The organism is Coprococcus sp. AM11-30B (assembly GCF_027674365.1).
Lineage (GTDB): Bacteria > Bacillota > Clostridia > Lachnospirales > Lachnospiraceae > Allocoprococcus > Allocoprococcus comes.
On sequence record NZ_JAQDVB010000002.1, the window covers coordinates 1 to 23,567 of the forward strand.

Here is a 23,567-nt window from a genome sequence, read left to right on the forward strand (position 1 = left end):
GTTACTAATCGGTCGAGGGCATAACCAAGAAGGTAGGACAGGGTAAGGAAGAATGGATGAAGTAAAGATTTAAATTTGTATGTGGTTTTGAAGGTACATGAAAAAAGTAAGGGAGCTGTAGACCGTAAGGGTTTGCAGTTTTTTTATTGCATAGCAAAATCCGTAGGAACTTCCTGTTAAATAAAAGGCACTACGAGCCTAGGCACATTCTTTATAGTATTACATATTAAATAATAGAAAAAGAATGCACAGTCTGAACTGCAGCATTCTTTTTCTATTATTGTTTAAGTCTGTTCTGATTACGCCAGTCTCTTGGCGATATTCCATAAATATTTTTAAATGCTCTGGAAAAATGTAATTGGTTGGGATAACCGACTGCATTACCTACATCTTTAATGGAAAGCTTTGTCAGTTTTAATAATTCAGCAGCTTTAATCATTCTATAATTCAACAAAAATTCCTGAGGAGATTTTCCAATTCCGTCTTTGAAAATTTTTCCGAAATAACTGCGGTTTAATCCGCATACAGCAGCGATGTTTTCAACTGAAATATCGTTTTGAAAATTCTGCTCTATGTAGGATAACGCTTCATGGATATAAAAATCCTGAAGGCGGCTGATTTTCGATGTCTGCATAGTAGCCGTAGAACGGATTAGAGCATCAATTGCAAGATAGAGATGTCCGATGAGGTGAAAAGGTGTTGCGTCTCCGTGGCTTGCAATATAGAGAAGTTCTTCTTTCAGTATTTCGCGAAGATCTTTAGAAGTAGCTTTATAAATCGGATTATCCAAACTAAGTCCGGAAAGTTCAATGGTTTCCTTTGCACGCAGTCCGTCAAATTCAATCCATGTATATTCCCAGGGGAGTTTTTCATCAGAGATATAGGTATTGATCTGACCGGGGAAAATCATAAAGCCCTGACCACTTTTTACGTGATAGGTCTGTGTTACACCGTGAGAATCATTTGCCATTAAAATTCCGGTGCCGGAGATAATGTAGTGAAAAAGAAAATGATTACGGACGGCAGGACCAAAACTATGCGCCGGTTCACATTGTTCGTAACCAAACTGATACAATCCAAGATCGACAAAATTCTCGCTTGGAAATACTGAAAACATAAGTTCTTTCATAATAATTCCTTTCTCATAGGTGCTCTGCCGTGAAAAAATGATGTTTAGCAGATGTTAAGTCAGTTGATATATATTTATTCTACTGATTTAATAAATAGATTGCAACTAAAATATACCAAAATGCTATGCATTTAGCAAAAAAGAAGAAAATAATAGCATTTTGGAATAAAAATTCAAATACAATGATATTTATAGTCGCATAATGGTATGTTATAATACAACTATAAAGAAAGCACTTGATATATCGAGCGGTAACTAAAAACGAATATACCTGTGAAGAAGGAGAAAAAATGAGAAGGAAAAGAGCAGCAATTGTTTTGGGAATGTCCTGTATTCTGATGGCATCAGCTGTATTACAGGGATGTCAGCAAAATCCAAAAAGCGGAAAAGTGGAAATTGAACTTGTTCAGTATAAACCAGAGGCGGTAGATATATTTGAACAGCTCGAAAAAGAATTTAATGAGACACATGATGATATCCATTTAAAAATATCTTCCCCAAATGATGCGACAACAATTTTGAAAACACGTTTTATCAGAGAAGATTATCCGGATATTATCGGAATCGGAGGAGATATCAATTATTCGTATTTTGTTGATTCAGGAATACTGGCTGACCTTTCAGATTATGAAGGACTTAGTGAGGTAAAACCTGCTTATCTGGATATTATTGAAGGATTGGAGTTTGTTCCGACAGAAGGAACATATGGGCTTCCGTATGTGGCAAATGCGGCAGGAGTGCTCTATAACAAAGATATGTTTGCGGAACATGGATGGGAGATTCCGCAGACCTGGGATGAATTTGTTTCTCTTTGCGAGGAGATTCAGAATGAAGGAATCCAGCCACTTTATTTTGGATATAAAGATACCTGGACCTGCCTTGCACCTTGGAATGCACTTGCAGTCGGACTTGCACCATCCGATGTTTGTCAGCAGGTGAATAAGGGAGAAACAACCTTCTCCAAAGAATATCCGCAAGTGGCAGAAAAAATGCTTGAATTGTTAAATTATGGTGAAGATGGACCGTTTGGATACGGATACAACGATGCATGTACTGCATTTGCAAATGGTGAATCAGCGATGTATACAATCGGAAGCTATGCAATTCCGCAGATCAAATCTGTAAATCCGGATATGAATATCGGATCCTTTGTTATGCCGGCTAATGATTCTGAAGAGGACAATGTATTAAATTCAGGAGTAGACCTTCAGTTCTGCGTGATGGATGCATGTGAAAATAAAGAAGCGGCATATGAAGTACTTGATTTTCTGATGGATCATGAAAGTATCCAGACATACTTAGATGCGCAGAATGCAGTGCCTTGTAAAGATGAAGATTTTGCACTGGCTCCAGAGCTGGAAGATATGAAACCATATATTCAGGATAACCGTATGGCGGATTACCAGGATCACTATTATCCGTCAGAAATGGCAGTCGATGCACAAATCCAGACATTTCTCATAAACCAGGATGTTGACGCATTCCTGAAAAAATTTGACAAAGACTGGATCAGATATAACAGGGATATCATTCGTATGATAGAAGATTATGAAGCAGGCAAGTAGGAGGGATACAGATCATGAATAAATTGAAAAGGATGAATGGCAGAGAGCGGACATTTTTACTGATTACGATACCGATACTTGCGTTGTTTTTCTGCTTTAATACGCTGCCTCTTATTAAAGGTGTTATTTATAGTTTTACAAATTTTCGAGGATATGGCGAGTTTGACTGGGTAGGTATTCGGAATTATACAGACTTATTTACTGATGCAAGAGTCGGGAAATCCTACCTGTTTACATTCAAGCTTGCAATTGTTGCAACAATAGTTGTAAATGTGTTAAGTCTTGTTTTAGCTCTTGGATTAAACAGTAAAATTAAATTTAAAAGTGCACTCAGAGGAATGTATTTCGTTCCAAATATTTTAGGAGCACTTGTAGTGGGTTATATTTTCAATTACTTTTTCACTTATATTCTTCCGGCAGTTGTAAAAATGATGGGCGGAAAAGGTGACAGTATCCTGGCAAGCTCAAAATGGGCATGGGTTGCGATCGTAATTGTATGTGCATGGCAGTCTGTTGCAATGAATACGATTATTTATATTTCCGGACTTCAGACGGTACCGGAGGATGTATACGAAGCAGGTTCTCTTGATGGAGCGACCGGATGGAAAAAATTCAAGAATCTGACATTTCCACTGATCCTTCCATTCTTTACCATCAATATGGTACTTTGCATGAAGAATTTTCTGATGGTATTTGATCAGATCATGGCTCTTACCAAAGGAGGCCCGGCGCAGAGTACAGAATCAATTTCATTTTTGATTTATAACAATGGTATGGCCGGAGGACAGTTTGGGTTCCAGAGTGCCAATGCAGTTGTGTTCTTTGTAGTGATCGTTGTGATCTCTGTATTACAGATGAACTTTTTGGGAAATAAGGAGGAACAGTTATAATGAAAGTAAAGGTGAAAGAAAGAGTAAACTGGCCAATCACAATTTTATTGATTCTGGGTCTTGTAACCGTTATTTTTCCTCTTTATCTTACAGTTGTGATTGCATTTAAGAAACCGTCGGAAATGACAAACAGTATTTCCGGAATCTTATCACTGCCAAAAAGCTGGAGCTTTTCTAACTTTGCAGAAGCAATGCGTGTAACAGATTTCTGGCATTCACTGGGCAACAGTGTGCTGATAACGATTGTAACGGTAGTTCTTTCCATTCTGATTCATTCTATGATCGGTTATGTGATCGGAAGAAGTAAAAGTACCAGTAAATTTTACAAAGTAGCCTATCTTTATATTGTAAGCGGTATGTTTGTTCCATTTGCAATTTTGATGATGCCACTTGTGAAGCAGACAGCACAGATGGGAATTGACAATATTTTCGGTGTTATTTTGTGTTATCTTGTATTTTATATGCCGATGAATGTGCTCTTATATTCCGGTTATCTGAAAAATATTCCGATGGCACTGGAAGAGGCTGCACATGTAGACGGGGCAACAACCTGGAAAACTTATTGGAGTGTTATTTTTCCGATCATGAAACCGATGCATGCAACAGTAGCGGTACTCACAGCACTTGGTACATGGAATGATGTTATGACACCACTTGTAATTCTGGCAGGTAGCGATGTGAACACACTGCCACTTGCACAGATGACATTCCAGACACAGTTTGGAACAAATTATAATCTTGCATTTGCGTCCTATTTACTGGCACTGCTTCCGATTTTGATTTTCTATCTGATCTGCCAGAAACAGATTCTGAACGGTGTTGTAAATGGAGCAGTAAAATAAATTTGACAGAAGCTTAAGGAGAAGAACATGGGAATCATATACAACGAGAAAGCAAGAACATTTACATTACATACCCATAATACAACGTATCAGATGCAGATTGATGCATATGGATTTTTACTGCATTTATATTATGGAAGAAAGACAGATGGAGTTATGGACTATCTTCTGACCTATGCAGACCGTGGCTTCTCTGGAAATCCGCAGGATGCAGGAAATGACAGAACATATTCCCTTGATGTGCTGCCGCAGGAATTTCCATGCCGACTGACAGGAGATTTCAGGAGTCCGGTGCTTGACCTTGTAAATGCAGATGGTTCTTTTGGATGCGATCTTAGATATCAGGGATATGAGATTTGTGATGGAAAATACAATTTGAAGGGGCTTCCTGCAGTTTATGCTGCAGAAGAGGAAGCCCAGACTCTGATCATTTATATGAAAGATCAGGTGACAGGATTACAGGTAGAATTACTTTATGGAGTTCTTCCGGAGTATGATGTGATCACAAGAAGTGCAAAAGTGATCAATACAGAAGAAGATAAAATCAGACTGACAAAAGCACAGGCAGCCTGTATTGATTTCCTTCACGGTGAGTTTGATGTGATTTCATTTTACGGCCGCCATGCGATGGAAAGAAATATGCAAAGAACATCGGTAGGACATGGAGCTTTTGTAATTGGAAGCCGCAGAGGAACATCCAGCCATCAGTACAATCCGATGATGATACTGGCAGAAAAAGAAACGACGGAAGACGCAGGTACTTGTTATGGAATGTCTTTTGTATACAGCGGAGGATTTAAAGCAGAAGTAGAAAAGGATCAGTTCGGGCAGACAAGAATGCAGATGGGACTGCAGGAAGAACAGTTTTCTTATCCACTGAAAAAAGGAGAGGAATTTGTGATTCCTGAAGTTATTTTAACTTGCAGCAATCAGGGACTTGGAAAGCTTTCCCAGAATCTGCAGAGATGTATCCGTAAAAATCTGTGTCGCGGAAAATATAAAGAAAAAGTAAGACCGGTACTGATCAACAGTTGGGAAGCATGCTATTTTGATTTTACGGGAGAAGATATCTATCATCTTGCCGAGCAGGCAAAGGATCTGGGAATCGATATGGTTGTACTGGACGATGGATGGTTTGGAAGTCGAAATGATGACAACAGTGGACTTGGCGACTGGAAAGTAAATGAAGAAAAGCTGCAGGGAAGTCTTGGTGACCTGATCAGCAGGATCAATGCGTTAGGTGTTAAATTCGGGCTCTGGTTTGAGCCGGAGATGGTAAATGAAGACAGTGATCTTTACCGTGAACATCCGGACTGGGCAATTCAGATTCCGGGAAGAAAACCGGTAAAAGGAAGAAACCAGCTGCTCCTTGATTTTTCGAGAAAAGAAGTTGTGGATGCTGTTTATGAGCAGATGTGTCAGGTGCTCGATCAGGGAAATATCGAATATGTAAAATGGGATATGAACCGAAGTATGGCAGAAGTATATTCTATGACAGCAGAAGAACAGGGCAGTGTGCAGTATGACTACATGCTTGGGCTTTATGATTTTCTGGAGCGTATTATAAGCCGCTATCCAGACCTTCTGATCGAAGGCTGCAGTGGTGGTGGAGGTCGTTTTGACGCGGGAATGCTGTATTATACACCACAGATCTGGTGCAGTGACAATACCGATGCAGTGGATCGTGTAAGGATCCAATACGGAACATCCTTTGGGTATCCGGTATCTGCAGTTGGATCTCACGTATCTGCAGTTCCGAATCATCAGACAGGAAGAAAGACATCACTCCATACAAGAGGTGTCTGTGCCATGGCAGGAACCTTCGGCTATGAACTGGATCCGGCGAAAATGACAGATGAAGAGCGCAGAGAGATCCGGGAACAGATAGTAGAATACAAAAAATATGCACAGCTTGTACAAAATGGACTTTACTATCGACTGAGTAATCCATTCGCAGAAGAAATCGGCGCATGGGAATTTGCATCAGAAGATGGGAAAGAAGTACTCGTAAATGTAGTTATGCTTGAAATCCATGGAAATATGACAGTAAATTATGTGAAACTGAAAGGTCTGTGTGCCGGACAATTCTATAAAGATTCAAGAACCGGAAAAATTTATCCGGCAGAGGCTCTGATGGAAGTTGGAATTCCGATGCCTCTTGAATTTGGTGAGTACAAAGCATATCAGATTTATCTGGAAATGGTCGAGTAAAAATGAGAAAAACAAATGATATTTTTGAAAAGAGACTGGCGAAGCATATGGATGAGCTTCGCTGGCTCTATATGGAATTATATGATAATGAAGCAATGTTTGCAGAGCTCTGTGAACAGATGAAGAATTACTATCAAGCAAGAAATGCGAAACTTCGAAAGAGAGATCTGGAGAAGGAAAAGGATCAGGCGTGGTATCGTAAAAAAAACATGCTGGGAATGATGCTGTATATTGATAATTTCGCCGGAAATTTAAGAGGAGTCAAAGGAAAGCTTAAGTATCTGGAAGAATGTGGTGTAAACTGTGTTCATCTGATGCCGTTTCTTGATTCGCCAAAGGGAAGATCCGATGGAGGCTATGCGGTTGCGGATTTCAGAAAAGTAAAGCCGGAACTTGGAACCATAGAAGACCTTGCAGATCTGGCTGAAGCCTGCCATGAAAAAGACATGAATCTGTGTATGGATTTTGTAATGAACCATACTTCCGAAGATCATGAATGGGCACAGAAGGCAAGAATGGGTGAAGGCGAATATATGAGCCGGTATTTTTTCTGTGACAATGAAAACTATGTCAGAGAATATGAGAAAACAGTGCCACAGGTATTTCCGGAAACTGCACCGGGGAATTTCACCTGGCTTCCTGAAATCGGACACTACGTGTTGACTACCTTTTATCCTTACCAGTGGGATCTGAATTATAAGAATCCGAGGGTGTTTAACGAAATGATGTATAATTTCCTTTTCCTGGTCAATCAGGGGATTGACATTCTGCGGATCGATGCAGTTCCTTATATCTGGAAGGAAATGGGGACAAGCTGCAGAAATCTTCCACAGGTACACACGATAGTCAGGATGATGCGTATGATCGGGGAGATTGTGTGTCCGTCGGTTGTATTATTAGGGGAAGTCGTGATGAAACCGGAAAAAGTAGTTCCTTATTTTGGTACCATAGAAAAGCCGGAATGTCATATGCTTTATAATGTAACTATGATGGCTACTACATGGAATACGGTTGCGACGAGAGATACCAGACTTTTACGGATGCAGCTTGATATTATGAACAACCTTCCGAAAGAGTATACTTTCTTAAATTACCTCAGATGTCATGATGATATTGGATGGGGATTGGATTTCCAGACACTTGCCGGTTGGGGAATGCAGGAAGTCCCACACAAAAGATATCTGAATGACTTTTTCACAGGAAAAATCGCAGAAAGTGTGAGCCGCGGGGAACTTTATAATGAAGATCCGATAACAGGAGATGCCAGATTCTGTGCAACGACAGCTTCCATGTGTGGAATTGAAAGTGCCGGATTTGAACAAAATGAAGAAAAGAAAAAAAGAGCAGTCAGATTTGATCTGATGCTGCATGCATATATGATGGTGCAATCCGGAATTCCAATGCTTTACAGTGGAGATGAGATTGGTCAGGTAAATGATTATACTTATAAAAATGATCCGGAAAAACGGGTTGATTCCAGGTATATCCACAGAGGAAAATTTGACTGGAAGCTGGCAGACGGACGAAAGAGAAAAGGAACGGTACAAAAAGAACTGTTTGATGGAATTGGAAAACTTAGATCCATTCGAAGTAAGGAAAAAGTATTTGACGCATCGGCAAATGTCTGGACGCTTGATACCTGGGAAAATGGAATCCTTGGAGTTGTGCGGGAACTGGAGGGCGAGCAGATGACAGCACTTTTTAATTTCGCAGAAGAGGACCGGACAGCCTGGATCGAAGAAGAGGGAGAGTATATGGATTTATATACCGGTAAAAAAGTCAGCCTTCAGGCAATAAAAATGGAAGGCCATTCCTTTGTATTAGCAAAGAAATGCTAAAGTAAGATAGAAAAAGAGCAGGTAAGAAATTTTATCCTTTCTTACCTGCTTTTTTTACTTTATTGGTTTTCCTGCATATCTTTCAGCATCTGGATAAGTTCCAAATCCTTTTCGGTAACACGGAAATTAGTGGTATAATTCCGTCCTTTCGGAGATTTGACGGAGATTTCGATGATGCTGTCTTTGCGGCATGCATCTCCTTTTACTGCATGAATAAAAGGCATAAATTTAGGATGCTCCTGTTGAAAAGTGGAAAATGCGGATTTCAGTTTTGCAAGCATTCCAAGCTGTTGAAAGTTAAGCGCCATAAAATACTCCTTTATAATTCAATATATCCATTGAACCCTCCAAGGGTGTAATATGCTTTTTTGTCTTCTGGTTTCAGATAAATGGAGAGAGCTTCCGGAGTTTCTACAGCGTGTCCCTTTGCATTGCAGTCAGCAATCACACGTTCTGTGATAGCGGCTACAGTATATTCTGCACTCTGGTACTGAACATAGAATGCAGGATTTTTGGCAGGAACTTCTACTGGTACTTTGACTTCTTTTACAACTTCTTTTATCTCTACAACAGGAGTTGCTGTAGCCGGTGCTGATGATGTAGCTGTAGCAGTTACTGCTGATTCAAGTGTTCTTTTCTGTTTTTTCTTATCGATTCTTTTATTCATTATTATTACCCCTTTTTCAAATTGTACAACATCTATTATATTACTTTTATATGGAGAAGTCAAAATGGTATTTATCACAGATATTTTGCAGAAAATGAAAAAGGGTTGCGCATAATGGTGAGATATGAGTATAATGAGTATCGTGTAATTGGAGTATAATCGGGAGGAAGAGGTAGAATGAATAGAGCAGCATTATTTTTTGATATTGATGGGACCGTACTCAGTGAAATTACAAAAGAGATTCCCGCAAGTACGGTAGATGCACTTAAAAGGGCACACGACGCAGGACATTTTTTGTTTATCAATACAGGAAGAACGTACTGCAGTGTCCCGGTGGAACTGAAAAAACTTCCATTTGATGGATATCTGTGTGGATGTGGGATTTATTTTACATTTGATGAAGAAGTTATTTTTGAAAAGCATCTGGATCCGGAGAGGGGCGATGAGATCGCTGATTATATGACAAAATGTCAGATTGATGGGATTTTTGAGGGAGCAGAAGATGTGTATTTCACTTCAAGAGTTTCAAGATTTGACAGATTGGAAAATACAAAAAAACACATGAATAACCGTGGACTTGGAATCGAGCGTTATATGGAGCAGAGAAGATGTCCATATGATAAGATCTTTATTTATACGGATGAAAAAAGTGATGTAAAAGCATTTTTTGAATTTATTAAAGATGATATGGAAGTAATCGACCGTGGAAGTAATACATTTGAATGTATCCTGAAGGACTATACAAAAGGAACTGCGATTGACTGGGTACTGGAGCATTTTGGAATGACGAGAGACCAGTCATATGTATTTGGAGACAGCAGCAATGATCTGGCAATGTTCCAGCATGCCGGGCATGCGATTGCGATGGGCGCGCATGACCAGGTGCTGGAACCTTATACAGAATTTGTGACAAAGACCGTTGAAGAAGATGGAATTGCTTATGCGATGAAGAAATATGGACTGATCGATTAGAGAATCCTCCGGTAAAGTTACAGAGAAAATTTTCTAAGATGCAGCAGCTTTTATAAGATCATCAAGAGAACCAAAATGATAGCCCATTTCTTCCCATTTGGTGAGAAGTTCATCTAAGATTTCAGCGTTTGTAGAGGACGTACTGTGGAGTAAAACGATGGCACCGGGATGGATCCTTCCAAGCAGTTTTTCAAAAGCCTCTTCGTGGGATGGCTGGTTATCCTGATACCAGTCGACATAGGCGAGACTCCAGAAGAATGTGTGATAGCCAAGCTCCTGCGCCATTTTCAGGTTGGCTTCGCTGTATTTGCCCTGTGGTGGACGATAAAATCTGGAAATTTCCTGTCCGGTGATCTGCTGATACAGTTTTTCAACTGTCTGGATTTCTTCAGAAAAGGAGTCCATTGTAGAGATCTGTGACATGTCTTTGTGATGCCAGGTGTGGTTGCCGATGGTGTTACCGGCAGCGAGGATCTGTTTGATAAGTTCTGGATTGCTTTCCAGAAGTGTGCCGACGACGAAGAACGTTGCCGGAGCCTGATGTTTCGTAAGAGCTTCCAGAATAGCCGGTGTATTTCCATTTTCATAACCGGCATCGAAAGTAAGGTAGATTACCTTTTCACCGGTGTCCTGTGCGTAAAAGGCATCAAATTTTTTCAACTCGTCAAATGTGGCATTGCCGACAGGGGGATCCCCATCAGTTTGGAAGCTGAGCCCCCAGTTGCCTTCAGAAGAGGTGGGAACAGCGGCTGAAAAGAAATGATCATGCAGAAATGCAGCGCCGATTCCCACAAAGAAAGCCGCAAGGAAAAGAAAACAGATCCGTATAATATTTTTTGATTTTAATCTGGAAAACATAAAAGGAACTCCGATCGGATAGAAAACAGGTGATTGATAAAATATATGTGGAAATGGAAGGAAAAGAACCGAAATAGATAAAATAGAGGTCAGAAAATAAAGTGGACAAAAAGTAATCAAAGTGATTAAAAAAGTGATCAAAAAATGAAAAAAAGACTTGCATTTTTTCTGAGATGTGATATTATATTATTTGTCTTTAAGACGCGGGTGTAGTTCAATGGTAGAACACCAGCCTTCCAAGCTGGATACGTGGGTTCGATTCCCATCACCCGCTTTTGTTATGCGTAAAAAGAAGAACCTCAGATGGTTGATGAAACGATCAGGGCGGTTCTTTTTTTGGCACAAAAAAGTGAGCACCTTGTCTTATAAGCTGGACTTACGCTGACAAGCTACACACTTTTTTCATAGCAAATATATTATTTTAACAAAGCAAAAAACGAGTAGCTGCTAAGCTGGATTTACGCTTACCTGCTACTCGTCTACTATAATTATATTTCCAGTTTTTTCAAAAGTCAAATAAATTTTTCTTACACTGCGACAGTTCTTCCTTTCATTTAATTCTCTTTTCTTTTACGGAAAAGATATTCATCTAATTCTTTTTTGATATTTTCCGGAATTTCTCTCTTCACCGGGCATACCACAGCGTTTGTGAAACGATTTGTAAATAAACTCAGGAAATGAATATCTTTCTGCAGCTGCTCCATGGACATCACAGCCTTCACATCGTACCGGCAATGGATCGGTGCAACATTTCCGCTTGCAAGACGGGCAAATGAGACTGCCGGTACACCTTTATCTGCAAATGGAGTGGAATCACTGGGGTACACGCCTGTCTCAGAAGCTATCGGGAATCCAATTTCCGCTGACATATAGCTGATGTAATGAGAAAGCTTCTCTTCTGCTGACACGCATGCAATGAATTTACCCATATAGGTTCCGATCATATCAAGATTGATGTTGAATACGATTTTATCCAGCTCTGCCTCATGATCTTTCACATAAGCTTTCGATCCTAATAAACCACGTTCCTCGCTTCCGCAGAACACAAAGCGAAGACCGTAATTGCGTTCTTTGTCTTTCATGTATTCCATAATTCCGAGAAGTCCTGCACATCCACTCATATTGTCATAAGCACCATGTGAAAGAGCGGTTGTATCATAATGTGCACTAAGCATGATCCACTCTTCCTTTTTTCCCGGAAGTTCTGCGATCACATTATGGGATTCTCCGTCATATTCCTTCTGCTTAATCTCTAACCGCATCTTTTTCGCATGATTTTTTACCAGCTTAACCGCATCTCCTGTATGAATCATTGCACAAAGGACTTTCTTTTCTTCTCTGACAACTGCTTCCCGAAGATCTCTCTGGTCAATATCCTGCTGTGGATAATATAAGTTACCATACTGGCAGAGAATTGCCTTTGCACCTGCCTTCATCAGATCCCGGTAAGTAAAGAATCCAAATCCCTGTGTGTCCATCAGAACAATCTTGTCTTTGGCTCCTGCAATCGATACTGGATCTGTTCCCGGCATGTAATACAGCTCTCCTTCTGCCACACCGCTTCCGCAGCAGGAAAAAGCCTTGCATGTTATCTCTTCCCCATCTGCATACAAATGAACCTCTTCAATATCGCCCATTGCCACGCGAAAACCTTCGATCTGTGCCGGAACCCCCATGTTCTCACACTGCATTTTCAGATATCCTGCAACCTGCAATTCTTCTTTTGTCCCACTTGTATGGACAAAATCCGTGTCGTTAAAAATCTGCTGTAAATCCATCTCAAAAATACTCCTTTTCTTCTTTTTTCAGATTTTTCCTTCTGACATACATTATAGCAAAATCCCGACAAGTTTAGTAGCACGGTTTTAAGTATCATTCGTATTTTTTTCTTATATTGCTAACAGCTGTTTTTCTTCTGTGATAGAAAAGTCAATTGCCTTTGCACCATCTGAAACAGAATTTACAAGATATTTTTTTTGTGCCAAAAAGAGAGGAGTTAAAACAAAATGGTAGAAAGCAACAAGATGAAGGAGATGCCGGTGAATAAGCTGATGGTCCAAATGGGGATCCCGATGATCTTATCCATGGCATTACAGGCAGTCTATAATATCGTAGACAGTGCATTTGTAGGAAATATGAAAGCAGGCAGTGAAGCAGCATTAAATGCTTTGACTCTGGTATTTCCGGTGCAGATGCTCATGGTAGCAGTAGGAATCGGAACCGGTGTAGGAACCAATGCACTTCTGGCAAGGACACTTGGACAGGGGAACAGGAAAAAAGCTGCGAAGGTAGCTGGTAACAGTCTGGTTTATCACCGGAATACGTCAAGGAAAATGCAGAATTATCACCGAAGAAAGGATTATTTGCCTATGCATTTGCAGGGCGTGACATTACAGGAAAATCAGTAGAAGATATGGTATACGAGGCACAGAGAAAAGTGATTTTAGATATAGCAGAGAAAGAATCTTGTGTGATCATTGGAAGAAATGCAGATTATATCCTGAAAGACAGGGAGGATGTGCTAAATGTGTTTATTCATGGGAATATGCCGGAAAAAATACAGCGTATCGGTCAGTTATATCATGTCGGTGAAAAGGAAGCTGCCAAAATGCTGGCAGATACAGATAAAAGGCGTATGACAAATTATAATTTTTACACAGATCAGAAATGGGGAAAAGCCAGCAATTATACCTTATGTCTGAACAGTTCGCAGCTTGAATATGACAGATGTGAGAAGATCATTATGGAATGTTTAGGGGTGTAAAAAATTGTAAAAACAAGAAGTTTTTACGGTTTAACCTTAAAAACTTCTTGTTTTTTGCATATAACTTGGATGTTAAAATAATATAGGAAACCTAGTGGTAGCAGAAAGTGTTTTTTAATCTGGAAAAATAAACTATTGTGTTGTATTACGGCGGATCAATACAGGTGTAATTTGTTTGTGAATAGGTTCGCCCAATGGTTTGGGAGCACGCTTTTTCTGCTCATCCATCTGTCGGACCAGAAGATCCATGGCGGTTTTAGCAATTACATCAATCTGCTGGCCAACGGTTGTGATTGGAAGGATTGCCTCGCTGGCAATCGGGGAATTGTCAAATCCAACAATCTCATAAGTTGAAGGAAAGGTTCCGTATTTTTGGAAAATTAAATTAAGAAACATATTGGCATAGGTATCATTCGCAAGAAAGATACCTTTTTTTTGATCTGGGTATTTTGCTTCTATCTTATTAAAAATCTCCCGGATCACATTTAAAATCTCATGATAAGAATTACCTTCTACACTCAGATCGATATCATATGGAACATGATATTCTTCACAAGTTTCCTGAAAGGCCCGGATGCGGTCATAAGCTGGGATGGATTTATCCACATTGACATTTATATGAATCAATATGTCACATTTATCCCGGATCAACAGGGAAGTAGCCTGAAGTGCGCCCATATAGTTATCGGTATTGACACTGCTGATATGTTCTGCTTCACGTTCAATTGCGATGACAGGAATCTGATAGGAAGCGAGCTTCTCGGATGGAAGCGTGTGACTTAAAACAATCAGTCCCTCAATCTGATAAGATAGAAGTTCCTCAATGTACTGTTGTTCTTCTTCAGCTCCATGTTCGCTGGCGAAAACAAGAAATTTATAATGATAATCTCTGTAGCTGGAAAGAAATTGTGCCAGCATCTCAGAATAATAGTGCAGGTAGAGGTTTGGAACAATGATTCCGATAAATTCACTTTTTCCATTCGCCAGAACCTTTGCCAGCTTATTCTTTTTATATCCAAGTGTGTCAAGAGCCTGTGAAATCTTTTCCTGATTTTCTAAGGTAAGAGAATCAGGATGATTGAAGTATCTTGATATTGTAGTCTTTGAAAAATTTGTGTATTCTGCAATATCTGCAAAAGTTACCTGTTTTTTACTCATAAAAGTTGAATCTCCTTCAATATGACGGCTAATAGTCTATAATATTCTTTAGTATAGCAATTCTCATGGAAAAACGCAATGGAAAAATAACCGATTACGTAACCGGTTATTTTAGTACATAAAAGTGTTGACAGAGTGAGATGGATATAGTATTATCAAATCATAAAGTAACCGGTTACTTAACCGGTTTTGCACGATAAGTTAAAGGAATGGAGGAAGAAATGCATGAAAAGAATGCAAAACCAAGCAAAGTCCGTAAGTAAGCGAACCTGGAGAGAAAAGATGACTTATGTGAAGAAAAACTGGCAGTTATATCTTTTCTTCCTGATGCCGGGACTTTTGCTGACAATTATTTTTAAGTATCTCCCGATGGGTGGTCTTCTGATTGCTTTTGAAGACTACAATGTAATCAAAGGAATTCTTGGGAGTCCCTGGGTCGGACTTGAGTATTTCAGACGATTTTTATCTTCACCGGATTTTATGAACTATCTGATGAATACATTAAAATTGAGTATCTACGGATTGCTGTGGGGCTTTCCGGTTCCGATTATTCTTGCATTGCTTCTGAATCGTATCCGAAAGACAGGAATTAAGAAGAAAGTCCAGCTTTTGATCTATATGCCGAACTTTATTTCAGTCATTGTACTCTGTGGTATGGTCCGTATGCTTTTATCACCTGTAGGACCGCTGAATAAAGTACTCGGAATCAGTACAAACTGGATGACAATGCCTTCTGCATTTCGGACAATCTATATTGCAAGTGGAATCTGGCAGGCGGCAGGATGGTCATCTATTATGTACACAGCAGCATTGGCAAATGCCAGCAAGGAGCTGGAAGAAGCAGCCATCATGGATGGAGCGAATCTTCTGCAGCAGATTTGGTATGTAGAGCTGCCGGCAATTAAAAATATTATTGTAATTCAGTTTATCTTACAGGCCGGAAATATTATGAGTATAGGTTTTGAAAAAGCTTATGCGTTACAGACAGATATGAACTTGCCGGCATCAGAAATCCTGTCTACATATGTATACCGTATCGGACTTTTGAATGGAGATTATGGATATTCTACAGCAGTAGGTCTTTTCAATTCTGTTGTAAATGTTATCTTGCTGATTTTTGTAAACTGGGTTGTTAAGAAACTGAATGACGGAGAAGGATTATAGGAAAGAGGGAGAAAAGATGGAGAAAAAAAAGAAGAAAAAATATTCAAGGACAGACAAAGTAATCCTTGGAATCGGGTTTACCATTCTTGGTTTATTCGTCCTTTCTATAGCAATACCGATTATCTATGTGGTATTAGCGTCCTTTATGGATCCGACTGTTTTGAATAACCAGGGATTGAGTTTTAACATTAAGGACTGGACATTAGACGCATATCGAAGAGTGTTACAGAATAAAATGATCTGGCGTGGATTCTTAAATTCTTTCCTGTATTCACTTGCATTTACAGTTATTTCCGTTTTTGTGACATTGCTGGCAGCATATCCGTTGTCTAAAAAAGAATTTGTAGGAAGAAAATTTTTCAATATTATTTTCCTGATCACAATGTTCTTTGGGGGTGGAATGATTCCTACATTCATTTTGATCAATCAGCTGCACATGGTGAATACGGTGTGGGCAATCCTGATTCCGGGGGCATTTAATGTATGGAATATGATTCTCGCAAGAACTTATTATCAATCAATTCCGACAGAATTAAGAGAAGCATCTGCGCTTGACGGGGCGAATGAGATCCAGCATTTCTTTAAAATTATGATTCCGGTATGTAAGCCGATCATTGCAGTTCTGGCACTCTGGTCTTTCGTTGGAATGTGGAACAGTTATTTCGATGCAATGATTTATTTGAATGATGCAAATCTGCAGCCGTTGCAGTTAGTGCTCCGTTCTATCCTGGTACAGAATACACCACAGCCGGGAATGATCGCCGATATCCAGAGCACGGCAGAAATGGCAAAAATAGCAGAACAGCTTAAATATGCAACCATTGTAGTATCAAGTTTACCACTGTTAGTAATGTACCCGTTCTTCCAGAAATATTTTGACAAAGGAATTATGGTAGGATCGGTAAAAGGCTAATAAGAAAGGAACGATACAGATATGAAGAAAAGAAAAGTAAATGCATTACTTGTAATTGTACTGTCTATGACGATGATGGTAGGAGTTGCAGGATGTGGAAAAGAGCGGCAGCTTGCAGCTGAAATTGATCCGGATACACCTGTATCGGAAGTGCAGTTTCCATTGAAGGAAACCGCAGAACTTTCCTTTATTACAAGTGCACCGGCTACATCAACACAGGAGCCAAATGAACGAGTGATCTTTCAGCGTATGGAAGAGCAGACCAATGTTCATATTGACTGGACTTGTTTTGTATCAGATCAGTTTTCTGATAAGAAAAACCTGGCACTTGCCCAGTTTGGAAATCTGCCGGATGGATTATTCAATGCCGGAATGAGTGAGTATGATCTGTTGCGTTATGCAAAGCAGGGAATCATTATTCCATTGGAAAATCTGATAGATAAATATATGCCGAATTTACAGGCAGTATTTGAAAAATACCCAGAATACAGGACAATGTGTACAGCACCGGATGGGCATATTTATTCATTTCCATGGATTGAACAGCTTGGAGCTGGGAAAGAAGCCATTCAGGCAATCGGAGATATTCCGTATATTAACAAAAAATGGCTGGATTATCTTGGACTTGAGATTCCGACAACAACAGATGAATTGGAACAGGTATTAATTCAGTTCCGTGATCATGCAGATGAACTTGAAAAAGAATTTTCAATTGAAGGTGATGTGATCCCAATGTCATTTATTATCAATAATGGAGATCAGGATCCTGCAATTTTGATCAATGGATTTGGAGAGGGTTATGGAGATACAGGGGATCATTTCGCTGTAACGGATGAAGGAAAAGTTATTTATACAACGGTTCAGGAGGGGTATAAAGAAGGAATTGAATGGTTGCATAGGCTTGTAACAGAGGATCTGGTTGACCCGGAAGCATTTACACAAGAGTGGTCCACCTATGTAGCAAAAGGAAAGAATCATCGATATGGTCTCTGCTTTACATGGGATATTGCAAATATTGATAACAATGAAGATTATGTTATGCTGCCGGCTTTGACAGGACCGAATGGAATGAGAAATATCACAAGACAGAACAACAGCGAAACAAGCGGATTCGATCGTGGAAGATGTGTCCTTACATCCAGCTGTCGTGACACAGCACTTGCTGCTGCATGGATCGATCAGATGTATGCACCCCTTCAGTCACCACAGAATAACTGGGGAACTTATGGAGAAAAGGATTCTTTTAACATTTTTGAACTGACCAAAAATAAAGATGGCGGAGAAATGCTGAAGCACATGGATCTTGGAACGCAGTCGCCGGTAGAAGTACGTGAGGCACAATCTGTAAATGGTCCACTTGCAGTACTGAATGAATATTATGATGTATATGTAACACAGCCGGAAGATGCAAAATGGCGTTTAGACAATATGCATGAAACTTATTTACAGGATATGAATAGCAAGTATGTTTACCCAAATGTCTTTATGAGCATTGATGATACCAATAAAGTATCTCAGTACGATACCGATATTAAAAAATATGCAGAGCAGAAGAAAGCAGACTGGATCCTGAATGGAGGAATTGAAAAAGAGTGGGATTCCTATCTGAAGAAAATGGAACAGTATGGACTTTCTGATTATCTTTCAATTAAACAGAAATACTTTGATCAGTATCAAGAGTCATTGAGTGAAGAAAAATAACGATACGAATAATAGGAGGATTCGCATGAGTGAGATGTTAGAAAAGGCTAGAAAATATGAAGATGAACAGGGAAAGCAGATAAAAGCAGAAGACAGACCGGTTTTTCATGTGAGTCCATATGTCGGATGGATGAATGATCCGAATGGTTTTTCATACTATCGGGGAGAGTATCATCTTTTTTATCAGTATCATCCATATGATACATACTGGAACAGTATGCATTGGGGGCATGTGGTTAGTAAGGATCTGCTTCACTGGGAATATCTTCCGGCAGCTTTGGCACCGGATGAAGAGTATGATAAGATTGGATGCTTTTCAGGAAGTGCAACAGAGTTAGGAGACGGCAGACAGCTGCTCATCTATACTGCAGTGGATCAGGAGAAAATGGAAGATGGAACGGTAAGGGATATTCAGACACAGGCAGTGGCTGTTGGCAACGGAAAAGATTATAAGAAATATGAGAAGAATCCGGTTCTGACAGCCAAAGATCTTCCGGAAGGTGCAAGTAAAGTGGATTTTCGTGATCCAAAGATCTGGAAAGGAAAAGACGGGAACTTCTATTGTGTTATCGGAAGCAGACCGGCAGACGGAAGTGGACAGATTCTTCTTTATAGAAGCAAGGATGGATTTGAGTGGGGATTTGTCAGCATCCTTGCAGAAAATAAGAAACGTTTTGGAAAGATGTGGGAATGTCCGGACTTCTTTGAACTGGATGGAAAACACGTTCTTTTGACCAGTCCACAGGATATGTTGCCGGAAGGCTTCGAATTTCATAATGGAAACGGTACTTTATGTATCATAGGAGAAATGGACAAAGATACATATACCTTAAAAGAGCAGTTTACGCAATCTGTGGATTATGGAATTGATTTTTATGCAATGCAGACGTTGGAAGCCCCAGATGGCAGGAGAATTATGATTGGTTGGATGCAGAACTGGGATACACTAGCTCATCGTGATAACGATTCGAAGTGGTTTGCACAAATGAGTCTGCCGAGAGAATTGTCTGTAAAAAATGGAAGACTTTACCAAACTCCAGTCAAAGAACTTGATGCAATGCGTAAAAACAGAGTTGAGTACAACAATGTGGTAATAAATAATGATATAATCACATTAGATAAAATCGAAGGACGAACCATAGACATGGAACTTGTGATACGTCCGGAAGATAAGGGGAATGTCTATAAAAAATTTGCATTACGCTTTGCACAGAATGAGAAGTTTCATACAGAACTGAGTTTCCGCCCGGATGAGTCTGTCCTGAAAATTGATAGAAAATTTTCAGGAAGTGAACGAGCATTGGTTCATCAGAGAAGATGCCGGGTAAATGGAGATGCCGATGAATTAAAGCTTCGTGTGATTTTGGATAGATTTAGCGCAGAGATATTTATTAATGATGGCGAGCAGGTTATGTCGGCTGTCCTATTTACAGAACAAGAGGCAAAAGGAATTTCATTTTTTGCTGAAGGTGCAGCTAAAATCGATGTAGTGAAATACGATCTGGTTTAGAAAATACATGATAAAACTTACATGGAGTTTGAAGACGTATGGATAATGATAGGGGGATTCCTGGAACGGGAATCCCCTTTGTAGTATAGGAGCATAGAGTATTGATGATAGAGGAAAGAAGAAAAAGATATGAGAAGGAACTGCATGAAAAATATCTGCAGTTATATCACAATGAACAATGTTATGAAGAACTAATGCAGATGTTGGAAGGGGCTTATCAGGACAGATCGGCGGAGCTTAGGAGATTAGACGGTAGAAGAGAGAAAGAACCAAACTGGTATCGCAACAGAAATATGCTTGGAATGACGATGTATCCGAAGCTGTTTGCGGGGGGATTAAAAGGTGTGATAGAACACTTGGATTATCTGTCAGAGCAGAAGATTACCTATCTTCATTTGATGCCGCTTTTAAAGATGCCTCATCCATATAATGACGGTGGGTATGCGGTGGAAGATTTTAAGCAGGTCGATTCGGAAATAGGAACAAACGAAGAGTTAAAAAGACTGACAAAAGAGCTGAGAAAGCGTGGCATCAGCTTATGTCTGGATGTAGTTATGAATCATACGGCAGATACACATGAGTGGGCGATACGAGCCAAGAGAGGCGAACAGGAATATATGGATCGCTATCAGTGCTATGAGACGCGAGAAATTCCGGATCAATTTGAAAAGACTATGCCGCAAGTGTTTCCGGAAACCGCTCCGGGAAATTTTACATGGTGTGAAGAGATGCACAGGCATGTACTGACAACATTTTATACTTATCAATGGGATTTGAATTATCATAATCCGAAAGTATTTAATGAAATGATTGAGAATATCCTGTATCTGGCAAATCTTGGAGTAGAAGTGTTTCGTATTGATGCAGTTCCTTATATCTGGAAAGAATTAGGAACAAGCTGCAGAAATCTTCCCCAGGTTCATAGTATTGTCCGGATGCTGCGTATCATTGTTGAAATGATCTGCCCGGCTGTGATCCTGAAAGGTGAGGTTGTTATGGAACCAAAAGAACTGCCGGTTTATTTTGGAACAGAGAGTGAACCGGAATGTCATATGTTATATGGAGTTTCCAGCATGGTAAATCTGTGGGCAGCACTGGCTACGAGAGACACAAGGATGTTGAAGCATCAGATGGATGTGATCCACAGCCTTCCGAAGAACTGCTATTTTGTCAATTACCTTCGCTGTCATGATGATATTGGCTGGGGACTGGATGAAGAACAGGAGAAAAAGCTGGAAATAAACCCAATCCGGCACAAAGAATATTTGTATCATTTCTTTGAAGGTACTTATCCATATAGCTTTGCGCGAGGAGAATTATATAATTACGATCCAGCGACGAAAGATGCCAGAAGCTGTGGAACAACTGCGAGTTTGTGCGGAATTGAAAAAGGTGGATTTGAAGGGGATTTAGAACAGGTGAAACAAGGAATCCAAAGAGTGCTCATGATGCATGCGGCATGTATGAGTATGGAAGGATTTGTAATGCTTTCATCCGGGGACGAGATCGGTCAGGTAAATGATTATGATTATAAGAAAAATCCAGATATTGCTGCGGATAGCAGGTATCTGCACCGCAGTCCGTTCCAGTGGGACAATGCAGACAAGAGAAAAAAAGCGGGTACAGTACAGTACGACATCTGGAATGGTCTGAAGCAGATGGAAGAAATACGGCGTCAGGAAAATTGCTTTGGAGAAACTGCCGGTATTTCTACCTGGGATACAGGAAATTATGCGGTTTTTGCGATTAGAAGAACAGCAGGAAATGAAGAATTAATCTGTCTGGCTAATTTTTCCGAATATGGACAGAATGCATGGCTGAATTGTCTGGAAGGTGAATATGAGGATTTATTTACAGGAGAAAAACTGGAAATAAATTCGGTATGGATGAATCCTTATCAGTACAGATGGTGCGTGAAAAAATAGGAATTTTATGGAAAAAGCAATGTCATTTTTGGAGGCAGAATGGAGAATATAATGAAAAAATATGATGTAGTGGCACTTGGAGAATTGTTAATTGATTTCACAGAAAATGGAAAAAGTAATCAGGGAAATCCACTTTTTGAGGCAAATCCGGGAGGAGCGCCATGCAATGTACTTGCAATGCTGACGAAACTCGGACATAAGACGGCATTTATCGGAAAAGTAGGGGAAGACTTTTTCGGAGAACAGCTGAGAGATGCGATAACAGAAGCAGGGATTGATGCAGGTGGATTATGTACAGATAAGGAAATCCATACGACACTTGCTATGGTACATACTTATCCGGATGGAGACAGAGATTTTTCGTTTTATCGTAATCCGGGAGCGGATATGATGCTGAATAAAGAAGAGGTTCAGGCAGAACTTATTAAAGAAACAAAAATCTTCCATTTCGGAACGTTGTCCATGACACATGGAGGAGTGCGCGAAGCAACAAAAGAAGCAATCCGTATTGCAGAAGAATCCGGTGCAGTTATTTCCTTTGATCCGAACTTACGTCCACCACTTTGGAACTCTTTGGATGAGGCAAAGGAACAGGTATTGTATGGATTAGCACATTGTCAGATTCTGAAAATTTCAGACAATGAAATCCAATGGCTGACAGGTGAAGAAGACTATACGGCAGGGGTAAATTGGATTAGAGAAAGATATCAGATTCCGCTGATCCTTGTATCTATGGGAAAAGAAGGAAGTCGTGCATACTATAACGGAACGATGGTAGAAGTAAAACCGTTCCTTCAGAAGAATACAATTGAGACGACAGGAGCAGGAGATACATTTTGTGGTTGTGTATTACATTATATCTGTGAACACGGAATGGAAGGTTTAGAGGAAGAAAACCTGAAGGAAATGCTGACTTTTGCAAATGCGGCAGCATCTGTGATTACAACAAGAAAAGGGGCACTGCGTGTAATGCCAACCAGAGATGAAATTCAGAATTTGCAATGTTAATCATGGAAGTTCAGGCAGAGTCGGATATGATAAGCAATTATATCGAAATGTATCACCTTGCTCCGGCAAAGTACATGAATCAGAAACACTGGCTGGCAGTTCCAATGGATAAACAGTGCGAAGAAAAGGATTGACATTTCTGGCGGTGCATTCCATAATGACAATAGCAGTTTGATAGAACTAACAAGAGCGGGAGCGTGACATGAGGAAAAAGAATTCTTATAGATGGCTGATATGGATTTTTCTGGCTGTAATTCTGATAGGTGTGGCATTGTGGAATATTCTGCCGCCGTATATTGATCGATGGCAGTCGACGAAAGATTATGAAAAACTTGCCGAAGAATATGTCAGTGATGAATCCGAACCAGATGACGGGAAGCAGAAGAAAAAGACTGGTGGAGCACCGACATTAAAGTCGAATTTGACCAGTTAAAAACAGAAAACCCGGACGG

20 protein-coding genes, 1 tRNA gene and 2 pseudogenes are annotated in these 23,567 nt (G+C 39.9%); 17 read left to right on the top strand and 6 right to left on the bottom strand.

Features of this window, described 5'->3' with window-relative positions:
- Positions 1–277 precede the first annotated feature (277 nt).
- Entirely contained in the window at positions 278–1,129 is an 852-nt protein-coding gene (locus tag PGU50_RS00990; RefSeq protein WP_117822643.1) for an AraC family transcriptional regulator, read from the bottom strand.
- Between the two features lie 290 nt (positions 1,130–1,419).
- On the opposite strand from PGU50_RS00990, the gene PGU50_RS00995 reads away from it, so the two are divergent.
- The 5 genes from PGU50_RS00995 to PGU50_RS01015 are packed head-to-tail and all read left to right on the top strand — an operon-like array spanning position 1,420 to position 8,475.
- Positions 1,420–2,694, top strand: coding sequence for an ABC transporter substrate-binding protein (locus tag PGU50_RS00995; RefSeq protein ID WP_118198785.1), 1,275 nt, complete (start codon positions 1,420–1,422; stop codon positions 2,692–2,694).
- 14 nt (positions 2,695–2,708) lie between these two features.
- A complete protein-coding gene (locus tag PGU50_RS01000) occupies positions 2,709–3,584 on the top strand; it encodes a carbohydrate ABC transporter permease (protein ID WP_008370893.1) in 876 nt (291 codons plus the stop codon).
- Positions 3,584–4,426 carry a carbohydrate ABC transporter permease gene (locus PGU50_RS01005; RefSeq protein ID WP_117555417.1) on the top strand — a complete coding sequence of 281 codons (843 nt, stop codon included), beginning with the start codon at positions 3,584–3,586 and terminating at the stop codon, positions 4,424–4,426. The genes PGU50_RS01000 and PGU50_RS01005 overlap by 1 nt, the downstream gene beginning before the upstream one ends.
- A gap of 27 nt (positions 4,427–4,453) precedes the next feature.
- On the top strand, positions 4,454–6,637 hold the full coding sequence (locus PGU50_RS01010; RefSeq protein WP_118198787.1) for an alpha-galactosidase: 2,184 nt from the start codon (positions 4,454–4,456) through the stop codon (positions 6,635–6,637).
- A 2-nt stretch (positions 6,638–6,639) separates the two neighbouring features.
- Positions 6,640–8,475, top strand: a complete 1,836-nt coding sequence (locus PGU50_RS01015) for an alpha-amylase family protein (protein WP_118198788.1) — start codon at positions 6,640–6,642, stop codon at positions 8,473–8,475.
- Between the two features lie 59 nt (positions 8,476–8,534).
- Here PGU50_RS01015 and PGU50_RS01020 read toward each other — a convergent pair whose 3' ends face one another.
- Together PGU50_RS01020 and PGU50_RS01025 are read right to left on the bottom strand one after the other, a co-directional pair.
- Positions 8,535–8,783 (bottom strand): hypothetical protein, encoded by a 249-nt coding sequence (locus tag PGU50_RS01020; protein ID WP_270245991.1) that lies wholly within the window; start codon positions 8,781–8,783, stop codon positions 8,535–8,537.
- Between the two features lie 11 nt (positions 8,784–8,794).
- Positions 8,795–9,142 carry a DUF6465 family protein gene (locus PGU50_RS01025; protein ID WP_117555423.1) on the bottom strand — a complete coding sequence of 116 codons (348 nt, stop codon included), beginning with the start codon at positions 9,140–9,142 and terminating at the stop codon, positions 8,795–8,797.
- A gap of 177 nt (positions 9,143–9,319) precedes the next feature.
- Here PGU50_RS01025 and PGU50_RS01030 point away from each other — a divergent pair, with 177 nt between their 5' ends.
- Positions 9,320–10,114: a Cof-type HAD-IIB family hydrolase gene (locus tag PGU50_RS01030; protein WP_117555425.1), complete on the top strand. Its 795-nt coding sequence runs from the start codon at positions 9,320–9,322 to the stop codon at positions 10,112–10,114.
- A gap of 33 nt (positions 10,115–10,147) precedes the next feature.
- Here the strand turns inward: PGU50_RS01030 and PGU50_RS01035 are convergent, their stop codons facing one another.
- A complete protein-coding gene (locus PGU50_RS01035) occupies positions 10,148–10,972 on the bottom strand; it encodes a polysaccharide deacetylase family protein (protein ID WP_118198789.1) in 825 nt (274 codons plus the stop codon).
- Positions 10,973–11,175: 203 nt separating this feature from the next.
- On the opposite strand from PGU50_RS01035, the gene PGU50_RS01040 reads away from it, so the two are divergent.
- A tRNA-Gly gene (locus PGU50_RS01040) sits at positions 11,176–11,246 on the top strand.
- A 280-nt stretch (positions 11,247–11,526) separates the two neighbouring features.
- Here the strand turns inward: PGU50_RS01040 and PGU50_RS01045 are convergent.
- Positions 11,527–12,750: a M28 family metallopeptidase gene (locus tag PGU50_RS01045; protein WP_118198790.1), complete on the bottom strand. Its 1,224-nt coding sequence runs from the start codon at positions 12,748–12,750 to the stop codon at positions 11,527–11,529.
- Between the two features lie 228 nt (positions 12,751–12,978).
- On the opposite strand from PGU50_RS01045, the pseudogene PGU50_RS01050 reads away from it, so the two are divergent.
- Positions 12,979–13,278: pseudogene (locus PGU50_RS01050) on the top strand (MATE family efflux transporter); the annotation flags it as partial.
- Positions 13,272–13,736, top strand: a pseudogene (locus PGU50_RS01055) (AAA family ATPase); the annotation flags it as partial. The pseudogenes PGU50_RS01050 and PGU50_RS01055, both read left to right, overlap by 7 nt.
- A 132-nt stretch (positions 13,737–13,868) precedes the next feature.
- On the opposite strand, the gene PGU50_RS01060 reads toward PGU50_RS01055, so the two are convergent.
- Complete coding sequence (locus PGU50_RS01060) at positions 13,869–14,894, bottom strand: LacI family DNA-binding transcriptional regulator (RefSeq protein ID WP_117555433.1); 1,026 nt, start codon at positions 14,892–14,894, stop codon at positions 13,869–13,871.
- A 225-nt stretch (positions 14,895–15,119) separates the two neighbouring features.
- Between PGU50_RS01060 and PGU50_RS01065 the strand changes: the two genes are divergently transcribed.
- The 8 genes from PGU50_RS01065 (at position 15,120) to PGU50_RS01100 (ending at position 23,548) form a co-directional block, all read left to right on the top strand.
- Positions 15,120–16,058, top strand: a complete 939-nt coding sequence (locus PGU50_RS01065) for an ABC transporter permease (protein WP_117822661.1) — start codon at positions 15,120–15,122, stop codon at positions 16,056–16,058.
- A gap of 16 nt (positions 16,059–16,074) precedes the next feature.
- Positions 16,075–16,971, top strand: coding sequence for a carbohydrate ABC transporter permease (locus tag PGU50_RS01070; protein WP_173826182.1), 897 nt, complete (start codon positions 16,075–16,077; stop codon positions 16,969–16,971).
- A 21-nt stretch (positions 16,972–16,992) separates the two neighbouring features.
- On the top strand, positions 16,993–18,672 hold the full coding sequence (locus PGU50_RS01075; RefSeq protein ID WP_117822665.1) for an ABC transporter substrate-binding protein: 1,680 nt from the start codon (positions 16,993–16,995) through the stop codon (positions 18,670–18,672).
- A 25-nt stretch (positions 18,673–18,697) separates the two neighbouring features.
- On the top strand, positions 18,698–20,182 hold the full coding sequence (locus PGU50_RS01080) for a glycoside hydrolase family 32 protein (protein WP_118198792.1): 1,485 nt from the start codon (positions 18,698–18,700) through the stop codon (positions 20,180–20,182).
- 104 nt (positions 20,183–20,286) lie between these two features.
- On the top strand, positions 20,287–22,107 hold the full coding sequence (locus PGU50_RS01085) for an amylosucrase (protein WP_118198793.1): 1,821 nt from the start codon (positions 20,287–20,289) through the stop codon (positions 22,105–22,107).
- Between the two features lie 51 nt (positions 22,108–22,158).
- A complete protein-coding gene (locus PGU50_RS01090; protein WP_117555945.1) occupies positions 22,159–23,115 on the top strand; it encodes a carbohydrate kinase family protein in 957 nt (318 codons plus the stop codon).
- Positions 23,109–23,249: a hypothetical protein gene (locus PGU50_RS01095; protein ID WP_207660977.1), complete on the top strand. Its 141-nt coding sequence runs from the start codon at positions 23,109–23,111 to the stop codon at positions 23,247–23,249. The genes PGU50_RS01090 and PGU50_RS01095 overlap by 7 nt, the downstream gene beginning before the upstream one ends.
- Before the next feature lie 68 nt (positions 23,250–23,317).
- Positions 23,318–23,548, top strand: coding sequence for a hypothetical protein (locus tag PGU50_RS01100; RefSeq protein WP_118198794.1), 231 nt, complete (start codon positions 23,318–23,320; stop codon positions 23,546–23,548).
- Positions 23,549–23,567: the final 19 nt, after the last annotated feature.

What these genes read in the sequence shown, in the direction of transcription:
- PGU50_RS01075 (WP_117822665.1), top strand. Translation starts at nt 16,993, where the DNA reads ATGAAGAAAAGAAAAGTAAATGCATTACTTGTAATTGTACTGTCTATG.
- PGU50_RS01045 (WP_118198790.1), bottom strand. Translation starts at nt 12,750, where the DNA reads ATGGATTTACAGCAGATTTTTAACGACACGGATTTTGTCCATACAAGT.
- PGU50_RS01070 (WP_173826182.1), top strand. Translation starts at nt 16,075, where the DNA reads ATGGAGAAAAAAAAGAAGAAAAAATATTCAAGGACAGACAAAGTAATC.
- PGU50_RS01085 (WP_118198793.1), top strand. Translation starts at nt 20,287, where the DNA reads ATGATAGAGGAAAGAAGAAAAAGATATGAGAAGGAACTGCATGAAAAA.
- PGU50_RS01095 (WP_207660977.1), top strand. Translation starts at nt 23,109, where the DNA reads ATGTTAATCATGGAAGTTCAGGCAGAGTCGGATATGATAAGCAATTAT.
- PGU50_RS01005 (WP_117555417.1), top strand. Translation starts at nt 3,584, where the DNA reads ATGAAAGTAAAGGTGAAAGAAAGAGTAAACTGGCCAATCACAATTTTA.
- PGU50_RS01010 (WP_118198787.1), top strand. Translation starts at nt 4,454, where the DNA reads ATGGGAATCATATACAACGAGAAAGCAAGAACATTTACATTACATACC.
- PGU50_RS01065 (WP_117822661.1), top strand. Translation starts at nt 15,120, where the DNA reads ATGAAAAGAATGCAAAACCAAGCAAAGTCCGTAAGTAAGCGAACCTGG.
- PGU50_RS00995 (WP_118198785.1), top strand. Translation starts at nt 1,420, where the DNA reads ATGAGAAGGAAAAGAGCAGCAATTGTTTTGGGAATGTCCTGTATTCTG.
- PGU50_RS01080 (WP_118198792.1), top strand. Translation starts at nt 18,698, where the DNA reads ATGAGTGAGATGTTAGAAAAGGCTAGAAAATATGAAGATGAACAGGGA.
- PGU50_RS01025 (WP_117555423.1), bottom strand. Translation starts at nt 9,142, where the DNA reads ATGAATAAAAGAATCGATAAGAAAAAACAGAAAAGAACACTTGAATCA.
- PGU50_RS01090 (WP_117555945.1), top strand. Translation starts at nt 22,159, where the DNA reads ATGAAAAAATATGATGTAGTGGCACTTGGAGAATTGTTAATTGATTTC.
- PGU50_RS01060 (WP_117555433.1), bottom strand. Translation starts at nt 14,894, where the DNA reads ATGAGTAAAAAACAGGTAACTTTTGCAGATATTGCAGAATACACAAAT.
- PGU50_RS00990 (WP_117822643.1), bottom strand. Translation starts at nt 1,129, where the DNA reads ATGAAAGAACTTATGTTTTCAGTATTTCCAAGCGAGAATTTTGTCGAT.
- PGU50_RS01100 (WP_118198794.1), top strand. Translation starts at nt 23,318, where the DNA reads ATGAGGAAAAAGAATTCTTATAGATGGCTGATATGGATTTTTCTGGCT.
- PGU50_RS01015 (WP_118198788.1), top strand. Translation starts at nt 6,640, where the DNA reads ATGAGAAAAACAAATGATATTTTTGAAAAGAGACTGGCGAAGCATATG.
- PGU50_RS01030 (WP_117555425.1), top strand. Translation starts at nt 9,320, where the DNA reads ATGAATAGAGCAGCATTATTTTTTGATATTGATGGGACCGTACTCAGT.
- PGU50_RS01020 (WP_270245991.1), bottom strand. Translation starts at nt 8,783, where the DNA reads ATGGCGCTTAACTTTCAACAGCTTGGAATGCTTGCAAAACTGAAATCC.
- PGU50_RS01000 (WP_008370893.1), top strand. Translation starts at nt 2,709, where the DNA reads ATGAATAAATTGAAAAGGATGAATGGCAGAGAGCGGACATTTTTACTG.
- PGU50_RS01035 (WP_118198789.1), bottom strand. Translation starts at nt 10,972, where the DNA reads ATGTTTTCCAGATTAAAATCAAAAAATATTATACGGATCTGTTTTCTT.